The sequence below is a fragment of the Sporosarcina thermotolerans genome (genome assembly GCF_030067815.1).
GTDB classification, from domain to species: domain Bacteria; phylum Bacillota; class Bacilli; order Bacillales_A; family Planococcaceae; genus Sporosarcina; species Sporosarcina thermotolerans.
In genome coordinates this window covers 1083090-1108179 of the sequence record NZ_CP125968.1, presented here as the reverse complement: position 1 = coordinate 1108179, position 25090 = coordinate 1083090, and the positions used below count along the sequence as shown (strand labels likewise).

Below are 25090 nucleotides of genomic sequence, written 5' to 3'. Positions count from 1 at the left end.
TGGACTTGCCCATCATAGTATCATTGCTTGTCCAAGTCAAAAATACCCCAGGGTTGTACAAAAATTTTCATATCAGAGTGGACATACATCTCGCTTCGCTTACCTTGAATTGAATATACATACAAGGAAACGGATCAACACATTACTGACGAATAAAAAAAGAAGGGAAATGTGCATATGCATGAGTTTTCAAATTGCAATAACAAGTATGGTTTTCCTACTGACAATGTCAGTCATATTTTGGAGACCTAAAGGATTGAACGAGGCATGGCCTGCATCGGTAGGAGCAGGATTCATCCTCATAGCAGGAATTGTCTCGTGGGAAGACATAGTAGATATCATCAGTAAAATTGGTGGTGCCTCCATTACCATTATCGCAACGATTGTGATGGCTGTTATACTGGAAAGTTTCGGATTTTTCCACTGGTCAGCAGCGAAATTAGCCAAACTTTCAAAGGGATCGGGTTATCACCTTTACTGGAACATTCAGTTACTCTGTTTTTTAATGACACTTCTATTTAATAACGATGGTAGCATCCTCATTACAACACCTATCTTAATCCTTCTACTAAAAAACATTCAACTTAAACCCCGACAACAAATACCATATCTGTTATGTGGTGCACTTATTGCGACGGCGTCAAGTGCTCCCATAGGCGTTAGTAATATCGTGAACTTAATAGCATTGAATATCATTGACATGTCACTTTGGATGCATACGGCAATGATGTTTGTCCCGGGAACATTAGGATTGTTGTTCATGTCATTCCTAATGTACATTGTTGTAAAGAAAAATTTGCCGAAAAAGCTGCCTGATTCCATAATGGATATTGAAGAATCCTTTTTCATTAAAAACTTTCATCCACTTAAGACAAAACTGCCTGTCGAAAAAGCGCAAACGTACAAGATTAATGTTAAAAATCTTGCTATTTGTCTTCCTCATGCGTTGTCTTCTATTTGTTGCATCTTATATTAACGTTCCCATTGAAATTGTTGCTGTGCTTGGATCGGTCTTCCTGCTTTTGTGGAGATGGTACCATTTACGGACGAATCCGGTAGACATCTTGAAAAAGACACCTTGGCATATTCTGATTTTCGCATTCTCCATGTACGTGATTATCTACGGTCTGCATAATGTTGGACTTACAGCTTTTCTCGTGCAGTTATGTGAACCGATTGTCAATCAAGGAATATTTCAAGCGAGTTTCACCATGGGTGGATTGGTGTCAATCCTTTCCAACTTCTTCAATAATCATCCGGCTTTGATGATTGGGACAATTACATTGACTGAAATGGGGTTAGACCCAATCACCTTAAAAACCATTTATCTGGCAAATATTATCGGAAGTGATATCGGATCATTGCTGTTGCCAATTGGGACATTAGCATCCCTCATTTGGATGAGTATTCTAAGAAGAAATAATATAAAAATCAGCTGGAAAGATTACTTGAGTGTATCTTTAATTGTAATCCCCATCTCAACAATCGTAACGTTGGCACTGTTATTTTTCTGGATACAATTAGTGTTCATCTAATTGTACTTGCGAGTAAAGTATTAGATTAAATTCAAATGGAAATTGTTTCATACGAATTCCATATACTCTGCAGCATTTGTGCCAAATAAGGTACCGAGTAAGAAATTATGTAGAGTAGCATCATAGAGCTTTATGTTAGATACATTTATCTCAATTTATCGTGTTGTTCTTTATATGTATATGTAGACCACTTAAAAATGGCACAACATTACTCGTTTTTCACGAAAATTGAAGAATAAACAGAATCTGTTAATGCTCATGATCATCTTCTTGCTCTTTCAAAATGTTGAGTAGAGTAAAACGATCATTGGTGGATTGCTGACAATCCTTTAGTGTATAACTATATATTTGCTCACCACCTCTTTTGCAAGATTGTCACATGACAATCTTGTTTTTTTGGGGTTGTCCCCCCGATTCTTGTTTTTTGATCGATCGACTTCCAGATTGAAAACAGATCCATCGAAATTCACATTGTATAAAGTCGGATTTCCATCTAACGCATAATTTGTAATTCTGACCTCGGCCGTGTCCCCCTATTTACATCCTCCATAAATTCTTCAAACCGAGCAAAGTTGTAAATGGGCCCATGCATATTTATGACGTCTCCGTTTTTTACCGCTTTTTCACTATCATACGAACCGGCTGATAAGATGCTATTCATCAACAATAAAACAATATATATTACTTTTTGCATTTTATCCCCCTTTGTCTACTAACTGCCTCGTCCTCAAGATATGCGAAAAGCGGCTATTTTAGCACACCCCCCGGGACATTCGCATAGTTTATGGATATGACTATTATTCCTGAAGGAGGACGTGTCTTTGAGTAAGAAAGATGTGGATTTCAAAGATCCAAAATTAATATATGCTTTCGATTTGGCACAGAGCAGGTTTTTCACTAAAAATGACAGCAATTATATAAATGTATTAGGTAGCGAACAAATGAAAACCCTTGGCGACACTTTATTACTCGATGTGTTTTTAAGTGCTGAAAATGGCGTAGAGCCTCATTACCATTTTAATGCGTCTGAAGTAATTTACTGTATTAGTGGAGAAACAATTGTTTCAATGATTAATCCAACAACGAAAGAATTAAAAGCTTACCGAATCCGTCCCCAACAAGCTGTGAATATTCCACAGGGATGGTGGCATTATTTTACGGCAAATGCCGATAACACACATGTCCTTACCATTTATGACACACATAAGCTTGAAACTGTCTGGGGTTCTGACATCCTTCGTTTGACACCTCCTCAAGAGTTCGCCAATGCCTATTGCCTGGACGAAAGACAGATTCAACAAGTACTGGCGCCAATCAAAGATACAGTCATAATAGGGCCGCCAAAAGATTGCAATAAAAATAAGGAAGACAATACCTCTAAGGCTCAAACTATTCCACCGAGTTATCCATCCTATCATCCAACCTACTACCCGGCCCGCTATCCATATATGCCTTATTACGGAAGGTAATCCAATTTAGCTGGATGAAAAAGGAGCCAAGTTGGCTCCTTTTTATATGCAGATATAGCATTTACATATTGGGTATTGATGATGTAACTGAAGCCTGATCCGCTTTCGCGCAGTCAATTGCAACGACAAGCGCTACAAGAAGAGGTTCCATAGTTTCGTTTGCAATATCTAACTGGTAGCTATCGCCCCATGTGAACCACTTCTTGCTGACGGATCCAATGCTTTCTCCATTTTGTAGCACTTCGAAATCCATGTCCCACCAATTCCCTCGTACTTCCATTCCAGCTGCGTCAATTGAATACCGTGCTTTTAGAAAGGAGAATTGCTTCTTAATCGTCACACTTTCTTGGCCATTCACCTCAACGAAAAAGGTAGGTAGGAAACTAAATATCTTTTTCGTTATCAATGCTACTTCACGCTTCGATGAATCCATGATGGAAAACGTTTTTGGAATCTGCATGAAGCTACCTTCCACAAAATACACTTCATTCTCTTGGTCGTCCTTTACAGTAAACTTATCTTTTAGACTTAACATCTTTTGTTTGATATACAGCTGTCTCATGTTAGTCCTCCTTGCTTATTAATTTAGTATACGAATTTGCCGATCATAAGTTTCACTAAAACCGTAATCGGCAAAAGGCCTCAATGAGTCTATTGAAAATTCAATTGTATTGTATAAAAATTCTCATTATACTATTGGTAGTAGGAATTTAATGAATAAGGGTGTGCAGAGTTTGAGAAAGCATTACATTATTTTTTTCTTAGTCTTTCTATTTCTTTTTACGAATACACCTAACAGTTATGCTGCAGGCAATTTTTGCTTTAAAGCAAATAACACAAATAAACATATTGTAAATGTAGCCGTTACAACCTTATGGGCGGCTCCAAACTCCACACGCAAAGTTGATAACCCATCAATTTCAAAACCTGTCGATCTATCGAGTTGGACAAAAAACATGAATTACGAGCAGAAGTTAGGGTTGCTCGGAAAGATTGAAACACAAGCATTGTACGGACAAGAGGTAACAGTTTTAGAAAATAGAGGCAATTGGTATAAGATCGCAGTCACAGAACAAGCGAGTCCTAAAAATAGTAAAGGGTATCCTGGTTGGGTACCAAAATCCCATATCACAGAAACCTATTCTAATTATGAAGAATGTGATATTGCAATTGTAACTGCAAACAAATCGCATTTATATAACACGACTTTCCGAAATTCAAAGTTTTTAGAGATAAGTTTCAACACGATCTTGCCAGTTCTTAAGGTAGAGGATAATTGGATACAAGTCCAAACACCGCAACACGGGATTATGTTTATACAAAAGCAGGATGTTAAAGTCTTTTCCAACTATAAAAATATACCTAAGCCGACACAACAAGATCTAATAGATACAGCAAAAAGATTCTTGGAGCTCCCCTATTTATGGGCCGGGGTTTCTGCATATGGATTTGATTGCTCGGGTTTCACGTATAGCGTCTATAAGCAACATGGCATTTTGATCCCACGTGATTCTTCCGTGCAGGCAAAACAAGGAGAAGCTGTTTCCAAAAACAACCTACAAGCTGGGGATCTATTATTCTTTGCTCATAATAAAGGAAAAGGTGCCGTTCACCACGTTGCTATGTATATCGGGAATGGACAAATGATTCACTCCCCTAACTACTCAAGATCTTTGGAGATTATATCGATAAACACTGCACCATATAAGTCAGAGTATGCCGGTGCAACGAGGTATTTAAAATAATTTTAAGGTACCTAAAGGAGTGAAATGAAATTGATAAAGATTTTACATCAAAAGAGAGGATTAAGCGTATTTTTAGTCGTAATTTGCCTCGTTTTTGTGGGTTGCTCGAAACCTGATGAGCAAGAAGAGAACCGAGAAACTATTAAAACGGTTATTGGATTACAATTGAATGCACCCAATGAAAAAGCTATTATCCTAAATTACATGTCAGACAGTTCGAATGATAATGCTATGGGACTCGACGAATATACCGACTATTTGAAGGAAACATATGCAGCTTATTTTACGCAAAGCACTTTCGAGCAGTACGTGATGATGAATGAACTTGTAACATTCCATGAAGCCGCCGTTAAATTCGATTATCAACTTCAGGTGAACAATATCGAGGTAGCACAAAACAAAGTGACAGCGACGAATTATGATTTCATCGTCAATCTTGATTATGTGAATAAAGATGGGGAAAAGACAGCTATTCAGTTAACAGGTATTGCGATCATGCGCGATGACAAAATCGCTAAGATTTCGTATATTGGAGATAAAAAAGTATTAAGAAGCTTGCTAAGCGGAGGACTGACGGAATAAATGAGCGCTTGTGTGATTAAACGAGCGCTTTTTGGAATAAACGAGCACTTTTTGAAATAAACGAGCGCTTCCCGAAATAAACGAGCGCTTCCCGAAATAAACGAGCGCTTCCCGAAATAAACGAGCGCTTCCCGAAATAAACGAGCGCTTGCATTTAACAAGCGCTCACTGATAGACCTTTCATCTATCTATTTCCGAATACTATCAATAAACTGCTTTAAAATCCTCGCGGTCATTCCCCAAATCGTATAGTTTTCATACTCGAAAAACCATTCTTCAACAGAGCGCGTCCTCCATTGGTAGTTGGCACCATTCCGGATCTTATCGTAAGGAAAATTTATACAAGGCGATAAATCCACCTGAACTTCATGCATATACGGTTCGTGTTCGAGCAGATATTGTAGCGGTACAATAAAAACTTCTTCCACCTCGTTTTTATTATAGAACCGAATAATTTTCTCATAATCTATGATTCCGACAAACGGATAGACGACAAATGAGGGAGAAGTAATGTACGGACTTAACGGCGCAAGTACTTCCACAGAATCCGGGTTCACCCCAAGTTCTTCATGTGTTTCCCGCAAAGCAGCAAAAGAGGGGATTCGTCCGTAGGGTCAATCCGGCCGCCCGGAAAGCAAATGTCGCCGGGTTGCGTTCTCATCTTGGAGGAGCGGACTTCGAATAGCACACACCATTCCCCCTTTAGCTGAACAAGTGGAATTAAGACGGCTGAACGGAAAGCCGTCTTCTCACCGATGAATAACTCTTCGTTCGTCAGTAATCGTTCTCTCCATTTTTCCTGATCCATAAAATCATCCCACCTTTCGCAGCAATCCACAGCTGTTTCTTTCTATTATATCAATAGTTACTGCTTTTTAAGAAGAGGGACAACTAAAATAGTAAGGGAAACAAAAAGAGGAACCAATTAAAAATAATCGGTTCCTCCCTATTGGTCTATCAACCTTCTCCTTCTACGATAACTGCTTTACCTTTCAGCTTTAACAAGGAATAGCTTGTTAAAGGAAATTAATGAGCCCTTGCGCGAAAAGATGAAGAAAGCCCACGTGTGAAATCTCACCGTGGGCTTTGCTTATTTAATGTCGCTATGGACGAGTACTGTCGCGATTTCAGGGAAGAAGGATAGTACGATTATGAAAACTAGGATGATTATCGCGTAAGGGATAACGCCCTTGACGATTTCACTAATCGTGTTTTCTTTGTCTAATCCCTTCAAGACGAACAAGTTCAGTCCGACTGGCGGTGAAATCAGAGCCAGTTCCATATTGATAACCATAATGATAGCAAACCAAATTGGATCGAAACCAAGTGCTATGATGATCGGATATAGAATTGGCAATGTAATAACTAAAATCGAAACGGTTTCCAAGAACATTCCAAGGATCAGCAAGACGATGTTAATCAAAATGAAGATGATCCATGGTGAAACGTCTTGAGATGTTGCAAAGTTGACAATGCCCTGTGGAATCTGAAGGATTGTCAGGATATAGCCTAATAGCATTGCACCAATGATGATGAATAGGATCATTGCATTCGTCTTCACTGTGGAAACCAAGATTTCCTTTAGCGTTGTCAAATTGATATTCTTATAAACAAAAATTGCAATTGCGAAACTTAGTACAACGCCGACAGCAGCTGCTTCAGTCGGTGTGAAAATACCTGTGTAGATTCCGCCGATGATAATGATTGGCAGCAGCAAGCCCCATATTGCCTTGCGTGAGGCTTCCAGCCGTTCACCCCAAGTTGCGGGTATGTCTTTAATATGGCGCGTTTGGTATGCAGAGAAAATCATGAAAGTGATTGTCAGAATTGCTCCAGGGATTATTCCCGCTATGAAAAGTTTACCAACGGATTCCCCAGTAACAGAACCATAGATGATCATTGGAATACTAGGTGGAATAAGGATTCCAAGTGTTCCGCCCGCTGCTAATAATCCTAATACATGTCGTTTGTTATATCCTCTACGTACCATTTCCGGAAGTGCCACTGAACCAACAGTAACAGCAGTCGCTACACTTGACCCAGAAATCGCAGAGAAAACCGTACAGCAGAACAATGTCGCAATAGCGAGTCCACCAGGGAAATGCCTGAACCATCTGCTCGCCATTTCATACAAATCCCGACCGACGCCACTAACGACAAGCACCTGGCTCATTAACACATACATCGGCAACGCAGTAAGCGTAAAGTCATCTAATGACTTATACGAAATAATCGGAATCTGCATGAAGGCAAATGTGCCTCCATTAAAGAAATACATCCCTGCTACTGCCAGTAAACTAAGTGTAAAAGCCACTGGTAACCCAATGAGAAGAAGAATTCCCATACCACCTGTAAAAAATAGATTCATAGGTGCTCCCCTCCTCTATGGATGCCGCCGTCGATAATCTGCAAAATGAAAGCGATACATAACAGCACGCCCCCGAATACGAGGAGGGATTCCGGTATATACATCGGAATCCTTAACAGTGATGCGGATGTAACCCCTAAGTTGAATGTCTTGATGACATGCAAGTAACTATAAAGTGTAAAGATGATGCTAAACACCAAACCAAGAGAATTCGTCAGGTATGCTAGGATAGTTTTAAAACGATCATTTACATTATTAATCAATATATCAACTGTAATATGTGAATAGGTCCGAACCGCATAGGCGCTACCTAAAAAACAGCTGCCAATGATTGCATAGATGGATAGCTCAGTCGCCCAAGAAGTTGGTTTATGGAAAAAGGATCTCGAAACAACTTCATAGAACGTCATCGCTGTCGTGATTAAAATAAGCACACCCGCAATGTAAGCGCCCCATCTGACAAGCAGATCCAAAAAATTATAGACCTTTTTCAAAGCGGTTCCCCCAAATCTATTATTTCTTGTCTACCAACTCAAGAAGCTCTTTACCAAGATCACCAGCGTTTTTCACGAATACATCACGTACAGGAGCTGCAGCGTCTTTCCAAACGTCCAATTCATCTGCAGGAACGTAGTAAACTTCCATTCCTTTTTCTTCAAGGCCTTTTGCGGATTCAGTATCTTCTTTTTCAGCTTGTTCACGAATCCACGTTTCTGTTTCAGCAGCCACTTCAGTCAAAAGATCTTGTGTCTTCTTAGGAAGGCCATCCCAGTAGTCTTTATTGACAGCTAATAGGAATTCAAGATATGCATAGTTATTAACCGTCAAGTATTTCGTAACTTCATCATATTTACGTTGAAGCATCGCAGTTGTACCTGATGTTGCACCATCGACAGTATCACGTTGAAGTGCCATGTATACTTCTCCACCACCCATGAATACTGGTGATGCACCATATGCTTTGATCAATTCTGATGGTAAGTCTCCGATACTTCTAATCTTCAAGCCTTTGAAATCTGCTGGCGTTTTTAATGGACGCTTGTTGTTCGCGAATTGAACATAACCATAGTCAGCAAATATTAACACTTTCGCACCTTTTTCTTCCATTGCACCTCGAAGCTTGTCGCCAAATTCACCATTTACTGCTTCACCTACAGCAGCATAATCGTTGAAAATATAAGGAACATCGAAAACTCCCATTGCAGGCACAGTTGAAGACCAAAGCGTCGAAGAGTTCACACCCATTTCAACACCGCCCGAAAGAATCGATTGGTTCATGTCTTTATCGCTAAGCAATTGCCCCGCCGGGTAAACTTGCACATTCACTTTACCATCAGATTTCTCGATTACCTTTTTCGCAAAATCTTCGATACCAACTGCGACATGGTGATCTTGAGGTAAGTTATAAGCAAGTCGGATTGTCGTTTCTTCATATCCGTCCCCACTATCAGCTGCAGCCTTATCATTCGATTTCTCATTGTTGCAAGCAGACAATACTACCATTCCAATAATTGTTACAAACAAACCTACCATCCATTTTTTCATACTGTTTTCCCCTTTTCCCTTTGTTTTTCCACATGTCGGATACGACCTAACGGATTTTTTGTTGAAAGACTTGCCGCATAATCAGCGGCGCCCAACAGTTTTCTGAAATCGACCCCTGTCGGGATATTCATCCTTTCGAATAAATAAACAAGGTCCTCTGTCGCCAAATTACCTGCGGCACCTGGCGCAAATGGACATCCCCAATGCCACTCGCAGATGTTTCAAATATCCTAACCCCTGCCCGATAAGCCATATATGCATTCGCGAGCCCAAGTCCGCGTGTGTCATGCAAATGGATGGCAACTGGAGTGTCACCTGCAATGTCAAGTACCCTTTTCATCAGCCTTTCGACGTGATCCGGAGTTGCAATTCCAATCGTGTCCGCAATGCCGATCCTATCGACGCCGGCTTCTTTGACACGTCGGACAATCTGCAGTACTTTCTCTTCATCCACATCCCCTTCATAAGGACAGCCAAAGCTGACAGCTACCGAGAAGCAAGTTTTAATGCCGTCCCTTTTCGCTTCATCCAAAACAATCAGGAATTGGGACATGTTATCCTCAATGGACATTCCGATATTTTTTGCATTGAAAGTTTCCGTTGCTGCACTGACCCAATTCACTTCAGACAAACTGTGATCCTTTGCTCGCTCGTATCCTTTCAGATTGGGGATCAAAGCAGTTGTTTCAAGGCCTTTCCTATCGGCTATTGCCTGAAGTACATCACTAGCATCCGCCATTTGAGGTACTTTCAACGGATGGACGAATGAGGTGACCTCAACCTTATGGATACCCGCATCGGCCAACATGTTAATAAGTTTCAACTTTTGTTCTGTTGAGACCAGTTCTGGCTCAATTTGCAAGCCATCTCTTGGGCTGACATCTATAATTGTGACTTCGCCCATCAAATGACCCCCCTCTCTTTTAGCTGCTTTATTTCTTCAGCTGATATCCCAATGAAATCTGTGTAGATTTCTTCGTTGTGGGCACCTAATTCCGGACCATTCCATTCGATATCTCCCGGTGTTTCGGAAAGCTTTGGTACAATTCCTGGCACCAACAATTTTTCACCATCCGAAAGAACGATTTCTCTCAACATATCGCGGGCCTGATAATGTTCATCTGCGATAATGTCCTGAACACCATAAATCGGCCCGACTGGTACAGAGGCCTCATCCAATAGTCGCTGAACTTCCTTCAGTGGATATTGCAACGTCCATTGCTCAATTTCATGGTCGATAAATTCCACATGATCTGCACGCCCTTGATTTGTTGAATAACGTGGGTCATTGGCCAAATCCTCCCTACCCATTGCAATCATTAAGCGCTCAAAAATGCGGTCTCCATTTCCGCCGATGACAATATGCTTTCCGTCCGCGCATTTATAGGTGTTCGACGGCGCGATTCCAGGTAAAGTAGTCCCTGTCCTTTCTCTCGCCTGCCCCGTCAAACCGTATTCCGGAAGAATCCCTTCAAGCAGACTGAATACCGCTTCGTAAAGAGCAACATCAACGACTTGACCTTTCTTTTCAGGGTCCTCGTCTCTTGCACGCAATGCCATCAACGTTCCAATTACCGCGTATAAGCCTGCCACCATATCCCCGATTGCAATTCCTACTCGTACCGGGGGACGATCTGGATACCCCGTCAAATAACGTAACCCGCCGATTGCTTCTGCCACACTTCCAAACCCCGGTTTTTCTTTATACGGTCCCGTCTGACCATATCCAGATATCCTGGTAAGTATGATGGATGGGTTCACTTCCTTCATATCCTCATAGCCAAGACCCCATTTTTCTAAAGTGCCCGGCTTGAAGTTTTCGAGCACAACATCAACCTTACTGATTAAAGACTTTACAATCTCCTGCCCCTCAGGATCACGAAGATTGATTGTAATCGCTTTCTTATTTCTACTTTGGACATACCACCAAACAGATGTATCCTTATGCATCACTCGCCAATTTCGAAGGGGGTCTCCGTTTTTGGGTTCTTCCACCTTAATGACTTCTGCTCCAAACTCCGCAAAAAGCTTTCCCGCAAATGGAGCGGCTACCACATTACCTAATTCAAGAATTTTAATGCCTTCTAAAGGCTTCCTTTTGTTCGACACGGTTGCATTACCTCCTACTTGACAGCTAATCTCGTAAATAATTGATAATCATGTTCGATATGCTGCCTCATTAATTCCCTTGCCTGCTCTGGTTTTTGATTCGCAATCGCTTCAAAAATCTTTAGATGATCTTCATACGCTTTCTCCGCGTATCCTGGATTGGCCTCTAAAATCACTTTTCTGTAGAAGCTGTTTACACCTCTTAACTGCAGTATCATCGAAACGAGAAATGGATTTTTGCTTGCATAGACGATCAATTCGTGAAATTTAAAATTGACATCGAGCAAATCTGTAAAATTATCATTTGCCATTTCCTTTTTCATTTCATCAACATAGGATTTTAGTTCCGCAACTTCAACATCATCTCTGCGTTGCGCAGCATAAAACGCCGCAAGCGACTCCATTTCCACTCGGATTTCGTACAGGTTACGAAAATCATCTACAGATGGATTGACGACGGTCACTCCCCCAGTCGTATGTACTTCCAATAATCCATCCTTCTCAAGCATTCTCACGGCTTCCCGGATAGGGCTTCTGCTCACTTTTAGTGTTTCAGAGATTTTCTCTTCTATCAGTCTCTCTCCCGGTTCAATTTGCCCCATAATGATTCCGTTTTTCAAATAATCATAGACTTGGTCTTTCAATGTCGTTTTCTGTATAACGAACTGTGACATACAGACACCTCAATTCTTGTCGACTGTATACGGTATACTACTTATCGCCAGAATAGAACAATAGTTTACACTTGTCAATTTTATTTTAATATAATGAACTAACATACGATGTAGTCGAAGTTGATGTGACATTTATGGTAATTCATATATTTGAATAAAAATAAAAAGCAGCCGACTAACCATTCATGTTAGCGACTGCCCATTTCTTCTTTATGCAAGTGTAGGTACTATCGTTCAATCCAAAATCTCCTCACAACATTGCCATGCGGTTCCGTAAAGCTTTCATCTTCCACTCCGCCATTCTTTATAATGACAGCTGCCGAACCGATATTATCTTCATTGCAAGTGACCAATACAGAGTTGATACCTAACTGATCAGTTATCTTCAAAGCTTCGGAAAGAAGAAACGTCGCATACCCTTTTCGACGTTCCGATGGACGGATCCCAGCCCCAATATGGCCATCTACTTTGCGTAAATAATCATTTAGGCTATGCCGGATAGTAACCGTTCCTATAATTCGGTCGTTCCCATCTACAAGGAAGTAATTCGAATTGGGTACCCCATTGTCCTGCCCTGCTTCCTTTTCCTTCAACTCTATTAGATAATCCTCGTAAGAAAGGTCCTCTATCAAACGAAAACTGCTTGGATTGATCTTCTCTTCATCCCAATCCTTCATATAGGCAATGTGTTCCGATTTCCATTTCATTGATGGTCTTTCAAGCCGCATTCAAATTCCCCCGTTCTTATGCCCATTTTAGCATTCATCTTGCTTGGATTCTTTGAAAATGATGTCATCCCAAATTCAATTGGAATACCCTACAGGAGATGAACTGTAAGGAGAGAAGTGAATTGCAAATTCATGTCGTTAAACAGGGTAATTCAGTATGGGGAATTTCTCATCAGTATGGCGTTACTATGGATCAGATAATTGAAGCGAACCAATTGGAAAACCCCAATGCACTGGTCATTGGGCAAGCTCTTGTCATCCCGACCGTTTCCCAGTCAACCGTCCCGAAGCCGGTTATTGATGTAAACGCCTATACGATTAACACAGGAGAAACAGGTGCTCGGGAAATTCAAGAAGTCGGCCAGTACCTAACTTATTGGATGCCATTTGTTTATAGTGTGAAAGAGGATGGCACCTTAACGACGCTCGATGATACGGAAATGCTGAAATCCGCTTTCGCCGAACAAGTCGTTCCAATAATAGCTATTACAAATTTCAGTGCAACGACTGCTGGGTCCGACCTTGCGCATACTATACTTTCAAGTAGTGAACTTCAGGAAAAGGTCATAACGAATATACTCGCTGTCATGAAAGAGAAAGGTTATCAAGGTTTAAACATCGATTTCGAAAATGTGTATCCTGCCGACCGAGAGCATTACAATCAGTTTTTACAACTTGCGGTTGATCGATTACACCCAGAAGGATACTCGGTATCATCAGCGCTTGCCCCAAAAACAAGTAGTGAACAACAAGGTTTACTTTATGAAGCGCATGATTATGAAGCGCATGGCAGGATTGTAGACTTTGTCGTGTTGATGACATATGAATGGGGCTATCGAAAGGGGCCTGCTCAAGCAATTTCACCCCTCAATGAGATAAAAAAAGTTCTTGACTACGCTGTCACAGTCATTCCAAGAGAGAAGATTCTGTTCGGTTTTCAAATTTATGCTCGTGACTGGCTTCTTCCTTTCGTTCAGGGGTCGGAAGCTGAAACATTCAGCCAACAGGAAGCGATCCGCCGAGCAATCGAACACCAAGTAGCCATACAATATGATGAAACAGCTCAAGCCCCGTTTTTCCGTTACACTGATTCAGAAGGACGCACCCATGAAGTTTGGTTTGAAGATGCACGCAGTGCACAAGCGAAATTCGATATGGTAAAAGACTATAAACTTCGAGGCATCAGTTATTGGGTCCTTGGATATCCTTTCCCACAAAATTGGCTCTTACTTGGAGATAATTTCACAATACGGAAAAGAGTCGAATAAGATTTATGAAATAAAAACAGTAGGAGATTCAGTGTCGAACTGAACCTCCTACTGTTTTTTTGATACTCATTTTATTTTCAATAAATCAAAAGGCGTTATGATCCCGATCAATTCCCCTTCTGGATCTGCGTTTTCTGTAATAAGCAATGCTTCCAAACGTGTCCCCCTTGTAATCGCCCGCTTGAAATAGTCATCGGCTTCATACACAGAAAGGTTTTTTTCGACAAATTCAAACGACTCTTTCCGTTTTTCATAATTGTAAACAGAAGAAAGTGTCGGTATTTCCCGGGAATGGAACCTTTTGTCGATTGACCGGCTAACCAATATGTAATGCCTGCAGCTGTAATCAAGCCCTTGAATTTCCCATCCTCATAAATTGGTACTTGGCTGAACTTATTTTCATGCATTAAATCCAAGGCGGCGAATAGGGAATCTGTGGATTGCAATGTATGCACTTTGCAACCGAAAAGGGCACCCACACTAAGTGGATTGCCTAATTTCTCCTCGATTTCTTCGATCCGTTGGACGATTTCATCATGCGGTTCAGCAATTACAAAATCTACCCCTGTTCGATGATGAACAATCGCATTACGCAAATCCCCAAATTCCCGCAAATCATCTTCATATTTACGAACAACAGAGTTTTTAATCTTCACTTTATCAACAAGGCGATAAAATGGAAAATATCCCTCCTCATCCACTTTCGCCGAAAGTAATTTCTCAATCCGATTATACGCGACGATAAAACGATCGGAATTCTTAACAGTCATCTTCGGTCAACTCCTTCAAAGAAGTATACCCAGATTTCTTAAAGGAATTAGAGTGAATAAAGGAATTAGCCAATGTGCTTCATCGCCTCACGACGGCTTAATGGCTTTAAAGTAGTCTCACCTACAAATTCCCTAACCGCTTCCGGATTCGTTTTAGCATACTCGCGCAAAGCCCAACCAATCGCCTTTTGAATGAAAAACTCATTTGATTCGGCATGTTGCCGTACAATGCGAAACAACAAATCTGTATCTGTTTGATCTTTGAATTTCAATTGATGAAGGATTGCAGAACGGTTTGTCCACATATTATCTGCATCAGACCAGTCTAACATTACATTCTCACCATAGTTCCTATCAAGTCTAACAAGCTGTCCGACGAATGTAGGAGCTATCGAATCCACACTATCCCACCAGGACTTTGTTTCGATGAACTGACGAAGTACCGGAAAATCCTCCGTCGTCAAATGCTTCTTCATCTTATCGATCAACCCGATTGCTGCATATTGATATTCACGCTCCAGCAAACCATATAGCTTCCATGCTTCTGAAAAAAGTGCCTCGGGCTCTGGTAATGCATATTCAAGAAACTGCTCACGCATCAATGCCTTGCGCAAAGGGCTTTTGATCCCTAAAAACGGGAAATGATTTTTCATATATGCCTTCATTGGACCAGCTTGCTTCTCATTGCGGTTCGCTTGGAATTTCTCGATGATTCCTTGGTGATTCCATGTTTTCTTCATTGACGTCACTTCCTTTAGATATCAGCTAATACGACTTTACGCAAGTTCCCCACATGATTAGCGTTTTTCTCCCATTGATCCATAAGTTCAATTTGCTTCATCTTCAATTCCTCGTCCGGCTCAGCAATCACTTCAATCCGATTGAATTTCTCCTCGAAAATTGCAGCATCCTTCATCTTTAAAAATCCCCCAAATCCCTTATCGTCATTCAACAGCCAGACAACCCGTTGAATCTTTGCAAATAAAATACCGCCCGTACACATTGGGCATGGCTCCAAAGAACTGTAAAGGGTGAATTTTTTATTATGTATTTTCGCGTCAAATACAACTTCACCCGCATTACGAATTGCTTCTATTTCCGCATGTGCCGACACGTCCTTATTAGGATGAACCCGATTTCTTCCCGTTGCAATGACATTGAATTCCTCGTCAACGAGAACAGCTCCGACAGGATAGGTATTATCTTGTAAAGCTAACTTAGCTTCATCTAAAGCCATATTTAGGAACCCTTTATCCACATCAGTAATCATTTATCCCCCTCTTTTCATAACGGAATGGCGTCTCCTCAATAAGGTAGACGCCACAACATAATTATTCAACTACAAATCTCCTAAATCGCAAATAACATAGACCAATTGCTATTACTCCAATCATCCCTAAAACCATTAACCCATTACCTACTGTAATCGCTTCGTTAAAATTAACTACGGCAAACTCCCGATTCACGACTCTATGAATATCGACATAGGTGAATGGATTATAAGGCGCTTTTGACAGAACTGTCATCCCGAAGAATGTGACGATAAGTAAAATCGCCGCGTTGACAGTCGGGCTTTTAATGAAGAGCGACAGAAGGTAATAGATTGAAAACATGAATACAACCAAAACAATCGTCAAAAGAAGCACCGTACCGAAATATTCCCTTAGAGTAATAAAATGAAACATATCCGTCCATTCATTTAATATTGTTGATTCAAACCCAAATGGGCTTTCAGCTGGCCCATCGTAAATTAATACCGGATATTGCAAGCTGCCAACACCAGACGTGAACAAACTTGAAATCAGAGGCACACACAGAATAAATACAACAAAAATAACCGTGAACAACAGACCACTGAAATATTTAGCAAAAAAGAGCTGTCGTTTTTTTACAGGAAGTACCGCATACAAGTTCAAACTCCTTCTTTTCTTCGTCGCTTCGGAGGAAACGTTATTCCCAAAGACAAAGCAGCCTATCAGAATAATGAACGGAATAATGAAGGCGGGGATAACTTGATATAAAAAATAGAATCCCTGCTTCCCGTACCGTTTTGTACCCATTTCCCACATTTCCAATACCTTGCCGTCATGGTTATCGTACATGGTTGGATGATAAGGGCAAAACTGTCCCATTGCACCATAGGTTCAACCCCTATTTCCGCCACCAGCCTTCTCTCTTCCGCAGATGCCCTTACCGTAAACATCGAAACGTGTTGATCCATAATCGAGTGCACAGGAAAGTTCTGGCTCTTAGAGGTTACGGCAAAGTAATTCAACTGTTCATACTGCTTTTCCGAGATTGCCGCCCAATTACCATCCATAATGTTGTCCCATTGAAAACTTTTTTTCTTCAAGCATTTTTTCATAGATACTAATGCCATGCTCTAAATCAAGAGCCTTTGCGCTTTCCCGGCCTCCTTTGCCTCTTCAAGATCTATCCGATCCTTTGCAAGTTTTTCAGGAATATCGATTTGACTTGTTTCCAAATCAAGCATTCGAGTCTTATGAACTCGTTCTGCTACGGAATAATTAAAGAAATAAAACGCCGCTATCGCCACGACAGATAGAATCACCGCTACCCAAATCGATTTCTTCTTGAGCATCTTTTTACATTCAAAAAGAAAGTACTTCACTTCACATCCCCCGCTTTCGGTTGACCATAATTGTAGCCACTAACAATGCCAACAGTGCCACTCCTAAGACCGGTATTCCGGCAGGGAAATATTGTGGTGTTTGCAAAATGGCTTGGTCGACCATTTGATACGTGAATGGATTAGACATATTTTGAATCCCATAACTAGTAAGAAGCCAACCACCAGCCATGATGAATAACAAAGCCGAAAACGTGACGATTGTATTGCGGAATGTATACGCCAACAATAGAAGCAAACCAACAGAAAACGTCATAAAGCTGAAGCTATACAGGGCAGCCTCGACTAAATACTTCCCTGAACTAATAAATGTATCTTGACTTGTATAAATAGGATATTGAAAAATATTACCTTCCGCTCGGCCTAACAGTTCACCCAATAAATACGAACTCCCAAAAATCAGAGCTAGCCAAAGAGCACCCCCTGAAACGATTGTAATGAACTTGATGAACATATACTCCAGTCTCGTCATCGGCAAGGTTAATACTTGACGTATTGTATTGTCATCAAACTCTTTAGTCACAATAAGTCCCAATACGAAAAGCAACATGACAAAACCAACAGGATTCATGACTAATGAAACAACTTTTTTCATAAAGATTGATGTCTGGGTGGATAAATCAAAATCTTCCTTAGGTAAATTTCTTTTCAGTAATTCCTCATTTAATTTAATGATTCGTTCCATATCAATTAAACTTACTCCGAAGTACGCACCATCGTATATAGTGTACTGAATGGCGGTTTCATAGACTTCGATTTCAGTCTGTAACTCCGCCCGCCAGTCACCGCTATTAATTGTACCTATTAATCTTTGTAACCCTTCTGAAAGTTCCGCCCCAAAATGCAATAGTCCGCTTAGACCCATGGATGGTCTCTTTTTATGTTCTTCTTCCGCTTGAAGAAGCTGTCGGCTGACATCTTTACGAAGTTCCGTGAAATACTCAGTCTTTTCACTTTAATTTGATCCTGCGACATATGGTTATAGAAAAACAGACCGAACACAAAGACGAATGTGAGCTGCATAAAGATTGGAAACACTTTTAAACGGGTGATCTTTTTCCACTCAAAAAAGATCTTTTTCATGAGCTGGCCTCTGAAAAGATCTCTTTATACAGTTTTTCCGATCCCGTTATTTCTTTTTGGATATCCAAAATTCGAATCCCTTTACCCTTAATGAGTTCTATGACCATGTCCAATTGTTCATTACCCAACTGAATTCGAATTCTCTCTGAAGCAAATTCAACATCATACCCATGCTCTGTCAACATGCGATGAGCAAGTTCATGATTTGAAAGCACAAACTCATAGTACGTATTTTCGTAGTTATTCATATCGACTTCTGTCAGTTTCCCGTCTTTCAGGAATAAGATCTGTTTAGTCACGCGGTCAATTTCGGATAGATTATGCGATGATAAAAGGATGGTAGCTCCTTTCTCAGCAAGTTCCAATAAAATTCCTCTCATTAAAATGGCACTTGTCGGATCCAAACCATTTAACGGTTCATCCAATAGTAGCAGTTTCGGCTCATTAATGAGTGCCATCGCCAATAGTAAATGCTGTTTCATTCCAAGAGAATAGTTGCCAACCGTCTTCTTCAAATAGCTTTCCATTCCGACATACTCTGTCACTTCTTTGATTCTCTTTTTATGGATTTTCTGCACATCGCATATATATTTCAGATGATCATACCCCGATAAATAATCAAATAAAACCGTATTGTCCTGAAGAAATGCAACCTCCTTGAATACGGATGAATCCTTATTCGTCTTCCCCACCAATTCAACAGTCCCAGAAGTAGCTGGAAGAATATTTGTGATAACATTTAGAAACGTCGTTTTCCCTACCCCATTCGGACCAACCAACGCCCATATTCCAGGTGCATCAATCGTTAGACTAATTTTTTCAAGCACTTGGTGATTTTTATAACCTTTCGATAAATCATGAACAGCTAAATAGCCATCTTTCTCCCCCTTCCCAATTTCCCTTCATGTTAACATACTATTTAAAAAATGGGGGGGTGGTGGAAAACTTTGTTCCATGCACAAAGCTTAACATTCCCCAAATTGATGTTGCATGAATACAATAGTTAATATCCATGAAAGGAGAATTATGCATTATGTCAAATCAAGGAGAGCTAGGGGGCAAATTTTCACACCTTCTTATCTAGTGAGTCCTGTGGGTCCGGATCTTAGCATTCCCGAACTAGAGAGCAGTGACCAAAGCATGGGTAGTTATCAATCGGAACAGCAAGATACTCACCCCGCCCTATTCGGACAAAATCAACTAAAAGGCGGTTTTGGCCCGGTCTATGCTATACCAACTTATCCAGCGCATTATAGCCATGGTCAAGGTGTAGGAGGTTATCAATCGCAACAGCAAGATACCCATCCCGCCCTATTCGATCAAAATCAATTAAAAAACGGTTTTGGTCCAGTCTATGCCATACCAACTTTCCCGTGGAATCACAACCACAGTCAAGACACAGGAAATCCCAACTATCATCATGGTCACGTGCATGGCGTGGGAGGTGGTCAGCAGCCTATAATGACACCTTGTTGCTGGTATAATCCGTGTTATATGTATCCTATGCATGGGCACCACTTTAATTGTTGAAAACATGGTAGTAGACTCCAAAATACAAACTATCAAAATAAGAACCTATTTGAGGATTATTTCAAATCGGTTCTTATTTAAAAGATTGAAAGTCACGATGCACGGTAGGTTATCATGTTATTCTATCTTCCTCTAAGTTTCTCCATAGATGGTGGGCTTCCCTCGCTATATGTTCCAACAAATCCGGCGGGGATGTCGTGGCGATAGCACATGTTTTGATGAGTTCGTCAATTTCTAATTTAAATGCTTCCAAACTCTTGGCCTCTTTAATAATCACATTCTTAAATTGTGTTAAAATCGGCAAAGTTTCTTTCCTTGGGGTACGTATCATTGTTTGAAGTGCGACTGCCTGCAAATACAGACGCTCAAACTTTTGCATCATCTGCATCACTTGGAAATTCACGTCGTAATTCGATACGTCCGAATAATGAAGAATATAGCCTAGATGATCTGCCATTTGCCTTAACCAAAAAACGCATTCGTGTATAATTGCATCTGAGGGCGAAATCTTACCGCTTTCAATTAATTTATAAACCCTCGAGGACTCCTCAGATTCTCGTACCATGTGGTCAATAAGCGACACTGGTGTCGCAATAATAACATCACAGTGTAGAGATTTATCCATCGTGTATGCAAGAAGACTGTGAAATTCGCTTGTAGCATGTTGGGCCTCGATAAGCAAAGTACCAATATCTCCTTGTTTTTTTTCCGCCTTTTCCATACCTTACCCAAGCGCTGAATATTATTTAGATTTGCACGCGCCAATTCCGTTTCATAATGGCTTATTTCTCTGTCAAAAAACCGGCCGTGATCATAATCATTCCGTAACCAGAAAGCGATGATCCATAGGTATCCCTTTCATAATTATCCGTATACGCCATAATCCCTCTCCTTCAGCATTCTATTTTGACTCAATACCGACCAATTGAATTATATTCGTCGTAGTTTGTCCACTATGCCTAAGTTAAGATGATTTGTACTTCCTTTCCAAAAAATCCAGAAGCATTTATTCCGCATGAATAAACTAACACTATAAAGAAGTTGCAATAGCCACAGCAAAGAAGATTAAGGACAAACAGTCACAAACGGAAAGGAAAGGAAATAGATGAAGAAATCATTGGGGAAATGGGAGCAAAATTTATTATTAAAACAACAATCATTAGTCTCAAAACATATTCCTGAAACCACTTTATACAGCGAAAATAATTTGAACGAATTATTGAATCGTTATCAATCTGTATACGTGAAACACGATACTTCCGGTCAAGGAAGGGCAATCGTAAATATTCGTAAAAGCATTGGCGGGCATTACTTCGTGAATGGGTATACGATTCAAGGAAAACGCGTCAAAAAAACCTTCGCAAGAGTGAACGAAATAAAGCAACTGCTTCATCCTTTTATAAAATTGGGTAGAGAAAGCGGCCTCTATATTATTCAGGAGGATATAAAAAGCTTCACTCTTAATGGACAACCTTTTGCGATTCGTGTTCACGTTCAAAAACTTAAGGGCGACTGGGTCGTTGGCGGGATGTTCGCAACATGCGCGAATACTAAAAAAGGCCGTGGGACTGAAAGTGGGATAGCGAATCCCTACAGGGACGCCAAAGTAGTGACTATTTCCGAAGTATTATCACAAACTGTGTTAAAAAACAAACAGGAGGAAACAATTAAAAAGTTAAAGGAAATTGCAATCGCGGCATCTGAAGCAGTCCATTCCGTCTTACCCCGTAGAGAATATGGTGTTGACTTCGGGATTAATCAAGAGGGGAAACCTTTTATATTCGAAGTGAACTCTACACCAGGCATCGATGAATTCGCACTAATCGAGAATATGGCAATTTGGAAACGAATTGTTGAAATACGAAGAATGCAGAATAAATTTATGGCGTCGAGCTAAAAGAAATTGGAGATCAATGTGACCAGCATTTGAAGTTTATGTATTTCTATGGGAAGTTGAGGCACGTTTATGGGAAGTTGAAACGCTTCTACGGGAAGTCGTGGCACTTCTATGGGAAGTCGAAGCACGTTTATGGGAAGTCGAGGCTCTTCTATGGGAAGTGGAAGCACTCCTACGGGAAGTTGCAACGCTTCTATGGGAAGTTGAAGCCAAGGTGCCGGGTTCTAAAACAATTTCAAAATTCAATAGGAACCCGGCACCGGAAGTTGTTCAGCCTTCATAACGTACGAATTCAATTTCTTCCTGTTGAAGCTTCTTGAAAAGAGTATTGTGGAATATGCGCATATGCCGATTTTCGGGTAGCGTTATCATCTCTTCATCCTTAAAATAGAAATCGAACTTTGGGAACCCACCATCATGCGGGACCTGACGATATCCGACCCACTCAATTTCACTCCACGTATAGTGCTGATTAGCCTCCGCCATCCCCGTTTAAATGAAATGCCATCCGTCGCCACACCTACATAACGCCCGGCTCCGTCTGCCATAAACAAAATTGAAATCAGAATACAAATAGCAGCAAGCCATTTCGACTTTTTACTTACTGACAGCACCCAAAGTAATAAAGTAGCCATAAAAAGAAAAAGCACTCCAAGTCCGTACAACAGATACACCTTGGCAGGAACAACAACGACCCATGTATTTGGCTCTTGGTAAAGCGAATTGGCAATAAATGATGGTACCAGCAAAAGAAAAACAGGAGAAATCACTAAAATCCCTAACGAAATTGCCATGAAAATGTGGCGCGTTTCATTTTGATTCAACAATCCATCCACCCCCCAAATCGTAATACGTAACATCACCGAATTGGTTTCAAATTAATAACAAAGAATTACGAAAACAAACAACAACCTTTTCGCTTTAGCTACGTTAACTTTATAAAGAGGCAGTGATGAAATAATTATGACGAATTGAAAAAGATCACTCCAGATATTTGGAATGATCGCGAATGGGTGAAGAAATTGGATGGACTAACAAATGAATAATTTGCTGTAGAGGCAAAAAAAAAGACCCTACGAATAGGGTCTTTTTGGGCTATTATTAAGCTTTTTGAACGTTTGTTGCTTGTAGGCCGCGTTGTCCTTGTTCAACATCGAACGTTACACTTTGACCTTCGTCTAAAGATTTGAAGCCATCGCTTTGGATAGCTGAGAAATGTACGAATACGTCTTCTCCACCTTCGCGCTCGATGAATCCGAAACCTTTTTCTGCATTAAACCACTTAACTGTACCTTGTTCCATAATTGTTTGCCTCCTAATGTGTATATCCACACAAAATAATACTATCCTTGCTCAAAACCTTAGACGAAAAACAAAATATATTCAGATAAAATATATTCTCATCTGAAATAGCAAAAATAATTCTTCTTAAGAATAACACGTATTTAATTAAAAAGCAAGCAATATGATCGTTAAAGATAATTGTTAAAAAAACAATACTCAATACGAAAACTGTTTACCGGAAATTTTAGAGATCAGTTTACAAAAATGATTCCACACTCATCGGGAAATTCATTACTTCCACCCTTCTCATAACAAATTATTATTGCCCTATGTATATTGCATAATGAAAAGAATGGGAGGTTTCATTATGCAAATCTGTTCCACTTGTTCCACAACCTTTTCGGAAGAGCCGTTGCGTGCTGACGACGGCTTTTTTTGTTCTGAAGTTTGCTTGCCTGAAGGCGCTCTTGATGAGTTGCATGCCATCTCCTATGTCGGCATTTTGGAGTCGTATAGGGATTATGTTCATCGGTACGGTCATTTTTCTTCATTGTCTGAACGTGATGAAGCGCTTGAAGAAATTGCGTTTTTGAGGGATTCAGCATTTGTTTATTTCGCCGAAAACCCCGGGCATTTTTACATCCGGCAAATCCATTATCTTCATGACCGCATTTATGAATTGTATGATAGGGTGTTCTCTTATTTCGGGGATCTATCACGATATGAGGTGTTCCAAGGTCTTCATTTAACATGGCATAACTTGCCCGCAGACCAGTGCGACAGAATCATTCAAGCTCTGAACGACTGGCTAACAATTGAGGAGCGGAAGCCGCATATTTCTTACAACGACAATTTGAATTCCGAAACAGAATATCGCAACATTATCTCGTTCCCGGATGAATTGCTTTACCCCAATCCCTTTATTGAAGCACTTTATGAGGAGGCTGTCACAGCGTATGGCGGGCCCGGTGAAGAAATGGAAGAGCATATAAGTCTTGAACGAATGGCTATTTGTCCATCATGTCGATACCCTGAACCTTTGGAAGAATTTACGGAAATTGAGGAGTTGAAGCAGTTTGTCTGTGAAGGCTGCTCAACGTATAGGTGGTGAGGCTGATGAGAAAACTCATTTATTGTGTTTGCAGAAAACGCGAGACTGTTTGGGAGGAAGCCTATAAGAAAAAAGAGGAACAGAATAAAAGTGTTAGTGTTCGTCGCGAGGTTGTGGAAGAATTGGCTGCCAAGGGAATGTCTAAAGTGGAGGTTCGGGAAATTGTGTTTGGTTTTGGATATTAAGGAGATCGTATTCTCTAAAAGCCCACTGTTTACCTAACAAACAGTGGGCTTTTGACTTAGTAGTCCGCTCTTTAGAGTAAACTCCTTAACTCATCGGTCATTTTCTCAACCAATTCCGGTCTTCCATGAAACTGAGCCGGCGTATTTTGAAATAGTTCAATTTGCCAAGCATCATCCTTTTTCACTGCAACAAGAGTTTGATGAGCATTTACTTTGGGTTCAATATCGCTTTTTCCTGGTGGAATCATACCTGCAATTGCATGTAAGATTACTGTATCAGTTCCTAAGGATCGTATTGATTTAACTTTTGTTATAAAAGGTGCGGTTGGATGGTTTTCAAATATAGGTATGAGATGAGATAAAATCTCATCTTTCCCAACCACTATACTTCCATCAAATCCAATTTGCACGCCCTGATTTGAAAATTGATTGGCCATACTTTGGGCATCACGGTTATTCCATGCATCAATTAAGTTCTGATAAAGCTTTTGGATTTCATCTTTTATTGCTTCCATGGCTATTTCTCCTTTTGTTACATATTTCGTTGCAAAGGCTTT

31 protein-coding genes and 2 pseudogenes are annotated in these 25090 nt (G+C 40.4%); 10 read left to right on the top strand and 23 right to left on the bottom strand.

Annotation, left to right across the window (positions count from 1 at the left end):
- Positions 1-181 precede the first annotated feature (181 nt).
- A pseudogene (locus tag QNH10_RS06280) lies at positions 182-1535 on the top strand (arsenic transporter).
- A gap of 493 nt (positions 1536-2028) precedes the next feature.
- Here QNH10_RS06280 and QNH10_RS06275 read toward each other — a convergent pair.
- Positions 2029-2229 (bottom strand): hypothetical protein, encoded by a 201-nt coding sequence (locus QNH10_RS06275; protein WP_283733934.1) that lies wholly within the window; start codon positions 2227-2229, stop codon positions 2029-2031.
- Positions 2230-2350: 121 nt separating this feature from the next.
- Here QNH10_RS06275 and QNH10_RS06270 point away from each other — a divergent pair, with 121 nt between their 5' ends.
- The gene (locus tag QNH10_RS06270; protein ID WP_381426435.1) at positions 2351-3004 is read left to right on the top strand and encodes a cupin domain-containing protein; all 654 of its coding nucleotides are present in this window, start codon (positions 2351-2353) and stop codon (positions 3002-3004) included.
- Positions 3005-3065: 61 nt separating this feature from the next.
- On the opposite strand, the gene QNH10_RS06265 is transcribed toward QNH10_RS06270, so the two are convergent.
- Positions 3066-3566, bottom strand: coding sequence for an LURP-one-related/scramblase family protein (locus tag QNH10_RS06265; RefSeq protein ID WP_283733932.1), 501 nt, complete (start codon positions 3564-3566; stop codon positions 3066-3068).
- A 163-nt stretch (positions 3567-3729) separates the two neighbouring features.
- Between QNH10_RS06265 and QNH10_RS06260 the strand changes: the two genes are divergently transcribed.
- Together QNH10_RS06260 and QNH10_RS06255 are read left to right on the top strand one after the other, a co-directional pair.
- A complete protein-coding gene (locus QNH10_RS06260) occupies positions 3730-4749 on the top strand; it encodes a C40 family peptidase (RefSeq protein ID WP_283734577.1) in 1020 nt (339 codons plus the stop codon).
- Positions 4750-4779: 30 nt separating this feature from the next.
- Positions 4780-5331, top strand: a complete 552-nt coding sequence (locus QNH10_RS06255; protein WP_283733931.1) for a hypothetical protein — start codon at positions 4780-4782, stop codon at positions 5329-5331.
- A 188-nt stretch (positions 5332-5519) separates the two neighbouring features.
- Here the strand turns inward: QNH10_RS06255 and QNH10_RS21060 are convergent.
- The 8 genes and pseudogenes from QNH10_RS21060 to QNH10_RS06215 form a co-directional block, all read right to left on the bottom strand.
- A pseudogene (locus QNH10_RS21060) lies at positions 5520-6139 on the bottom strand (NUDIX hydrolase).
- Between the two features lie 282 nt (positions 6140-6421).
- On the bottom strand, positions 6422-7699 hold the full coding sequence (locus QNH10_RS06245; protein ID WP_283733930.1) for a TRAP transporter large permease: 1278 nt from the start codon (positions 7697-7699) through the stop codon (positions 6422-6424).
- Positions 7696-8193, bottom strand: coding sequence for a TRAP transporter small permease (locus QNH10_RS06240; protein WP_283733929.1), 498 nt, complete (start codon positions 8191-8193; stop codon positions 7696-7698). Before QNH10_RS06240 ends, QNH10_RS06245 begins: the two co-directional genes overlap by 4 nt.
- Positions 8194-8212: 19 nt before the next feature.
- Positions 8213-9244: a TRAP transporter substrate-binding protein gene (locus QNH10_RS06235; protein WP_283733928.1), complete on the bottom strand. Its 1032-nt coding sequence runs from the start codon at positions 9242-9244 to the stop codon at positions 8213-8215.
- Positions 9245-9371: 127 nt separating this feature from the next.
- The gene (locus tag QNH10_RS06230) at positions 9372-10148 is read right to left on the bottom strand and encodes a hydroxymethylglutaryl-CoA lyase (protein ID WP_283733927.1); all 777 of its coding nucleotides are present in this window, start codon (positions 10146-10148) and stop codon (positions 9372-9374) included.
- Positions 10148-11353 (bottom strand): CaiB/BaiF CoA transferase family protein, encoded by a 1206-nt coding sequence (locus tag QNH10_RS06225; RefSeq protein WP_283733926.1) that lies wholly within the window; start codon positions 11351-11353, stop codon positions 10148-10150. Before QNH10_RS06225 ends, QNH10_RS06230 begins: the two co-directional genes overlap by 1 nt.
- A gap of 14 nt (positions 11354-11367) precedes the next feature.
- Positions 11368-12027, bottom strand: a complete 660-nt coding sequence (locus QNH10_RS06220) for a GntR family transcriptional regulator (RefSeq protein ID WP_283733925.1) — start codon at positions 12025-12027, stop codon at positions 11368-11370.
- 227 nt (positions 12028-12254) lie between these two features.
- On the bottom strand, positions 12255-12755 hold the full coding sequence (locus QNH10_RS06215; RefSeq protein WP_283733924.1) for a GNAT family N-acetyltransferase: 501 nt from the start codon (positions 12753-12755) through the stop codon (positions 12255-12257).
- 122 nt (positions 12756-12877) lie between these two features.
- On the opposite strand from QNH10_RS06215, the gene QNH10_RS06210 reads away from it, so the two are divergent.
- Positions 12878-14023: a glycosyl hydrolase family 18 protein gene (locus QNH10_RS06210; protein WP_283733923.1), complete on the top strand. Its 1146-nt coding sequence runs from the start codon at positions 12878-12880 to the stop codon at positions 14021-14023.
- A 107-nt stretch (positions 14024-14130) separates the two neighbouring features.
- Here QNH10_RS06210 and QNH10_RS06205 read toward each other — a convergent pair whose 3' ends face one another.
- The 9 genes from QNH10_RS06205 to QNH10_RS06165 all read right to left on the bottom strand — a co-directional run bounded on the left by QNH10_RS06205 (position 14131) and on the right by QNH10_RS06165 (position 19353).
- The gene (locus QNH10_RS06205) at positions 14131-14793 is read right to left on the bottom strand and encodes a CBS domain-containing protein (protein ID WP_283733922.1); all 663 of its coding nucleotides are present in this window, start codon (positions 14791-14793) and stop codon (positions 14131-14133) included.
- A 65-nt stretch (positions 14794-14858) separates the two neighbouring features.
- On the bottom strand, positions 14859-15533 hold the full coding sequence (locus QNH10_RS06200; protein ID WP_283733921.1) for a DNA alkylation repair protein: 675 nt from the start codon (positions 15531-15533) through the stop codon (positions 14859-14861).
- A gap of 14 nt (positions 15534-15547) precedes the next feature.
- Positions 15548-16063, bottom strand: coding sequence for a nucleoside deaminase (locus QNH10_RS06195; protein WP_283733920.1), 516 nt, complete (start codon positions 16061-16063; stop codon positions 15548-15550).
- Positions 16064-16124: 61 nt separating this feature from the next.
- Positions 16125-16703 (bottom strand): hypothetical protein, encoded by a 579-nt coding sequence (locus QNH10_RS06190; RefSeq protein ID WP_283733919.1) that lies wholly within the window; start codon positions 16701-16703, stop codon positions 16125-16127.
- 65 nt (positions 16704-16768) lie between these two features.
- Positions 16769-17113, bottom strand: coding sequence for a hypothetical protein (locus QNH10_RS06185; protein WP_283733918.1), 345 nt, complete (start codon positions 17111-17113; stop codon positions 16769-16771).
- Positions 17114-17176: 63 nt separating this feature from the next.
- Entirely contained in the window at positions 17177-17425 is a 249-nt protein-coding gene (locus QNH10_RS06180; protein ID WP_283733917.1) for a hypothetical protein, read from the bottom strand.
- A gap of 1 nt (position 17426) precedes the next feature.
- Positions 17427-18308 (bottom strand): ABC-2 transporter permease, encoded by an 882-nt coding sequence (locus QNH10_RS06175; protein ID WP_283733916.1) that lies wholly within the window; start codon positions 18306-18308, stop codon positions 17427-17429.
- On the bottom strand, positions 18299-18526 hold the full coding sequence (locus QNH10_RS06170) for a hypothetical protein (RefSeq protein ID WP_283733915.1): 228 nt from the start codon (positions 18524-18526) through the stop codon (positions 18299-18301). The genes QNH10_RS06175 and QNH10_RS06170 overlap by 10 nt, the downstream gene beginning before the upstream one ends.
- Positions 18523-19353, bottom strand: a complete 831-nt coding sequence (locus QNH10_RS06165) for an ABC transporter ATP-binding protein (RefSeq protein ID WP_283733914.1) — start codon at positions 19351-19353, stop codon at positions 18523-18525. Before QNH10_RS06165 ends, QNH10_RS06170 begins: the two co-directional genes overlap by 4 nt.
- Before the next feature lie 313 nt (positions 19354-19666).
- Between QNH10_RS06165 and QNH10_RS06160 the strand changes: the two genes are divergently transcribed.
- Positions 19667-20056 (top strand): hypothetical protein, encoded by a 390-nt coding sequence (locus tag QNH10_RS06160; protein ID WP_283733913.1) that lies wholly within the window; start codon positions 19667-19669, stop codon positions 20054-20056.
- Positions 20057-20168: 112 nt separating this feature from the next.
- Here QNH10_RS06160 and QNH10_RS06155 read toward each other — a convergent pair whose 3' ends face one another.
- Complete coding sequence (locus tag QNH10_RS06155; RefSeq protein ID WP_283733912.1) at positions 20169-20777, bottom strand: DUF2935 domain-containing protein; 609 nt, start codon at positions 20775-20777, stop codon at positions 20169-20171.
- Between the two features lie 384 nt (positions 20778-21161).
- On the opposite strand from QNH10_RS06155, the gene QNH10_RS06150 reads away from it, so the two are divergent.
- Together QNH10_RS06150 and QNH10_RS06145 are read left to right on the top strand one after the other, a co-directional pair.
- Positions 21162-21953 (top strand): YheC/YheD family protein, encoded by a 792-nt coding sequence (locus tag QNH10_RS06150; RefSeq protein WP_283733911.1) that lies wholly within the window; start codon positions 21162-21164, stop codon positions 21951-21953.
- Between the two features lie 100 nt (positions 21954-22053).
- Complete coding sequence (locus QNH10_RS06145; RefSeq protein ID WP_283733910.1) at positions 22054-22236, top strand: hypothetical protein; 183 nt, start codon at positions 22054-22056, stop codon at positions 22234-22236.
- A gap of 85 nt (positions 22237-22321) precedes the next feature.
- Here QNH10_RS06145 and QNH10_RS06140 read toward each other — a convergent pair whose 3' ends face one another.
- Positions 22322-22780 carry a hypothetical protein gene (locus tag QNH10_RS06140; protein ID WP_283733909.1) on the bottom strand — a complete coding sequence of 153 codons (459 nt, stop codon included), beginning with the start codon at positions 22778-22780 and terminating at the stop codon, positions 22322-22324.
- A 274-nt stretch (positions 22781-23054) separates the two neighbouring features.
- On the bottom strand, positions 23055-23255 hold the full coding sequence (locus tag QNH10_RS06135; protein ID WP_283733908.1) for a cold-shock protein: 201 nt from the start codon (positions 23253-23255) through the stop codon (positions 23055-23057).
- Between the two features lie 349 nt (positions 23256-23604).
- On the opposite strand from QNH10_RS06135, the gene QNH10_RS06130 reads away from it, so the two are divergent.
- Both QNH10_RS06130 and QNH10_RS06125 read left to right on the top strand, forming a co-directional pair.
- Complete coding sequence (locus tag QNH10_RS06130) at positions 23605-24348, top strand: hypothetical protein (RefSeq protein WP_283733907.1); 744 nt, start codon at positions 23605-23607, stop codon at positions 24346-24348.
- Positions 24349-24353: 5 nt separating this feature from the next.
- Positions 24354-24533, top strand: a complete 180-nt coding sequence (locus tag QNH10_RS06125) for a hypothetical protein (RefSeq protein WP_283733906.1) — start codon at positions 24354-24356, stop codon at positions 24531-24533.
- A 71-nt stretch (positions 24534-24604) separates the two neighbouring features.
- Here the strand turns inward: QNH10_RS06125 and QNH10_RS06120 are convergent, their stop codons facing one another.
- Entirely contained in the window at positions 24605-25048 is a 444-nt protein-coding gene (locus QNH10_RS06120; RefSeq protein WP_283733905.1) for an SgcJ/EcaC family oxidoreductase, read from the bottom strand.
- Positions 25049-25090: the final 42 nt, after the last annotated feature.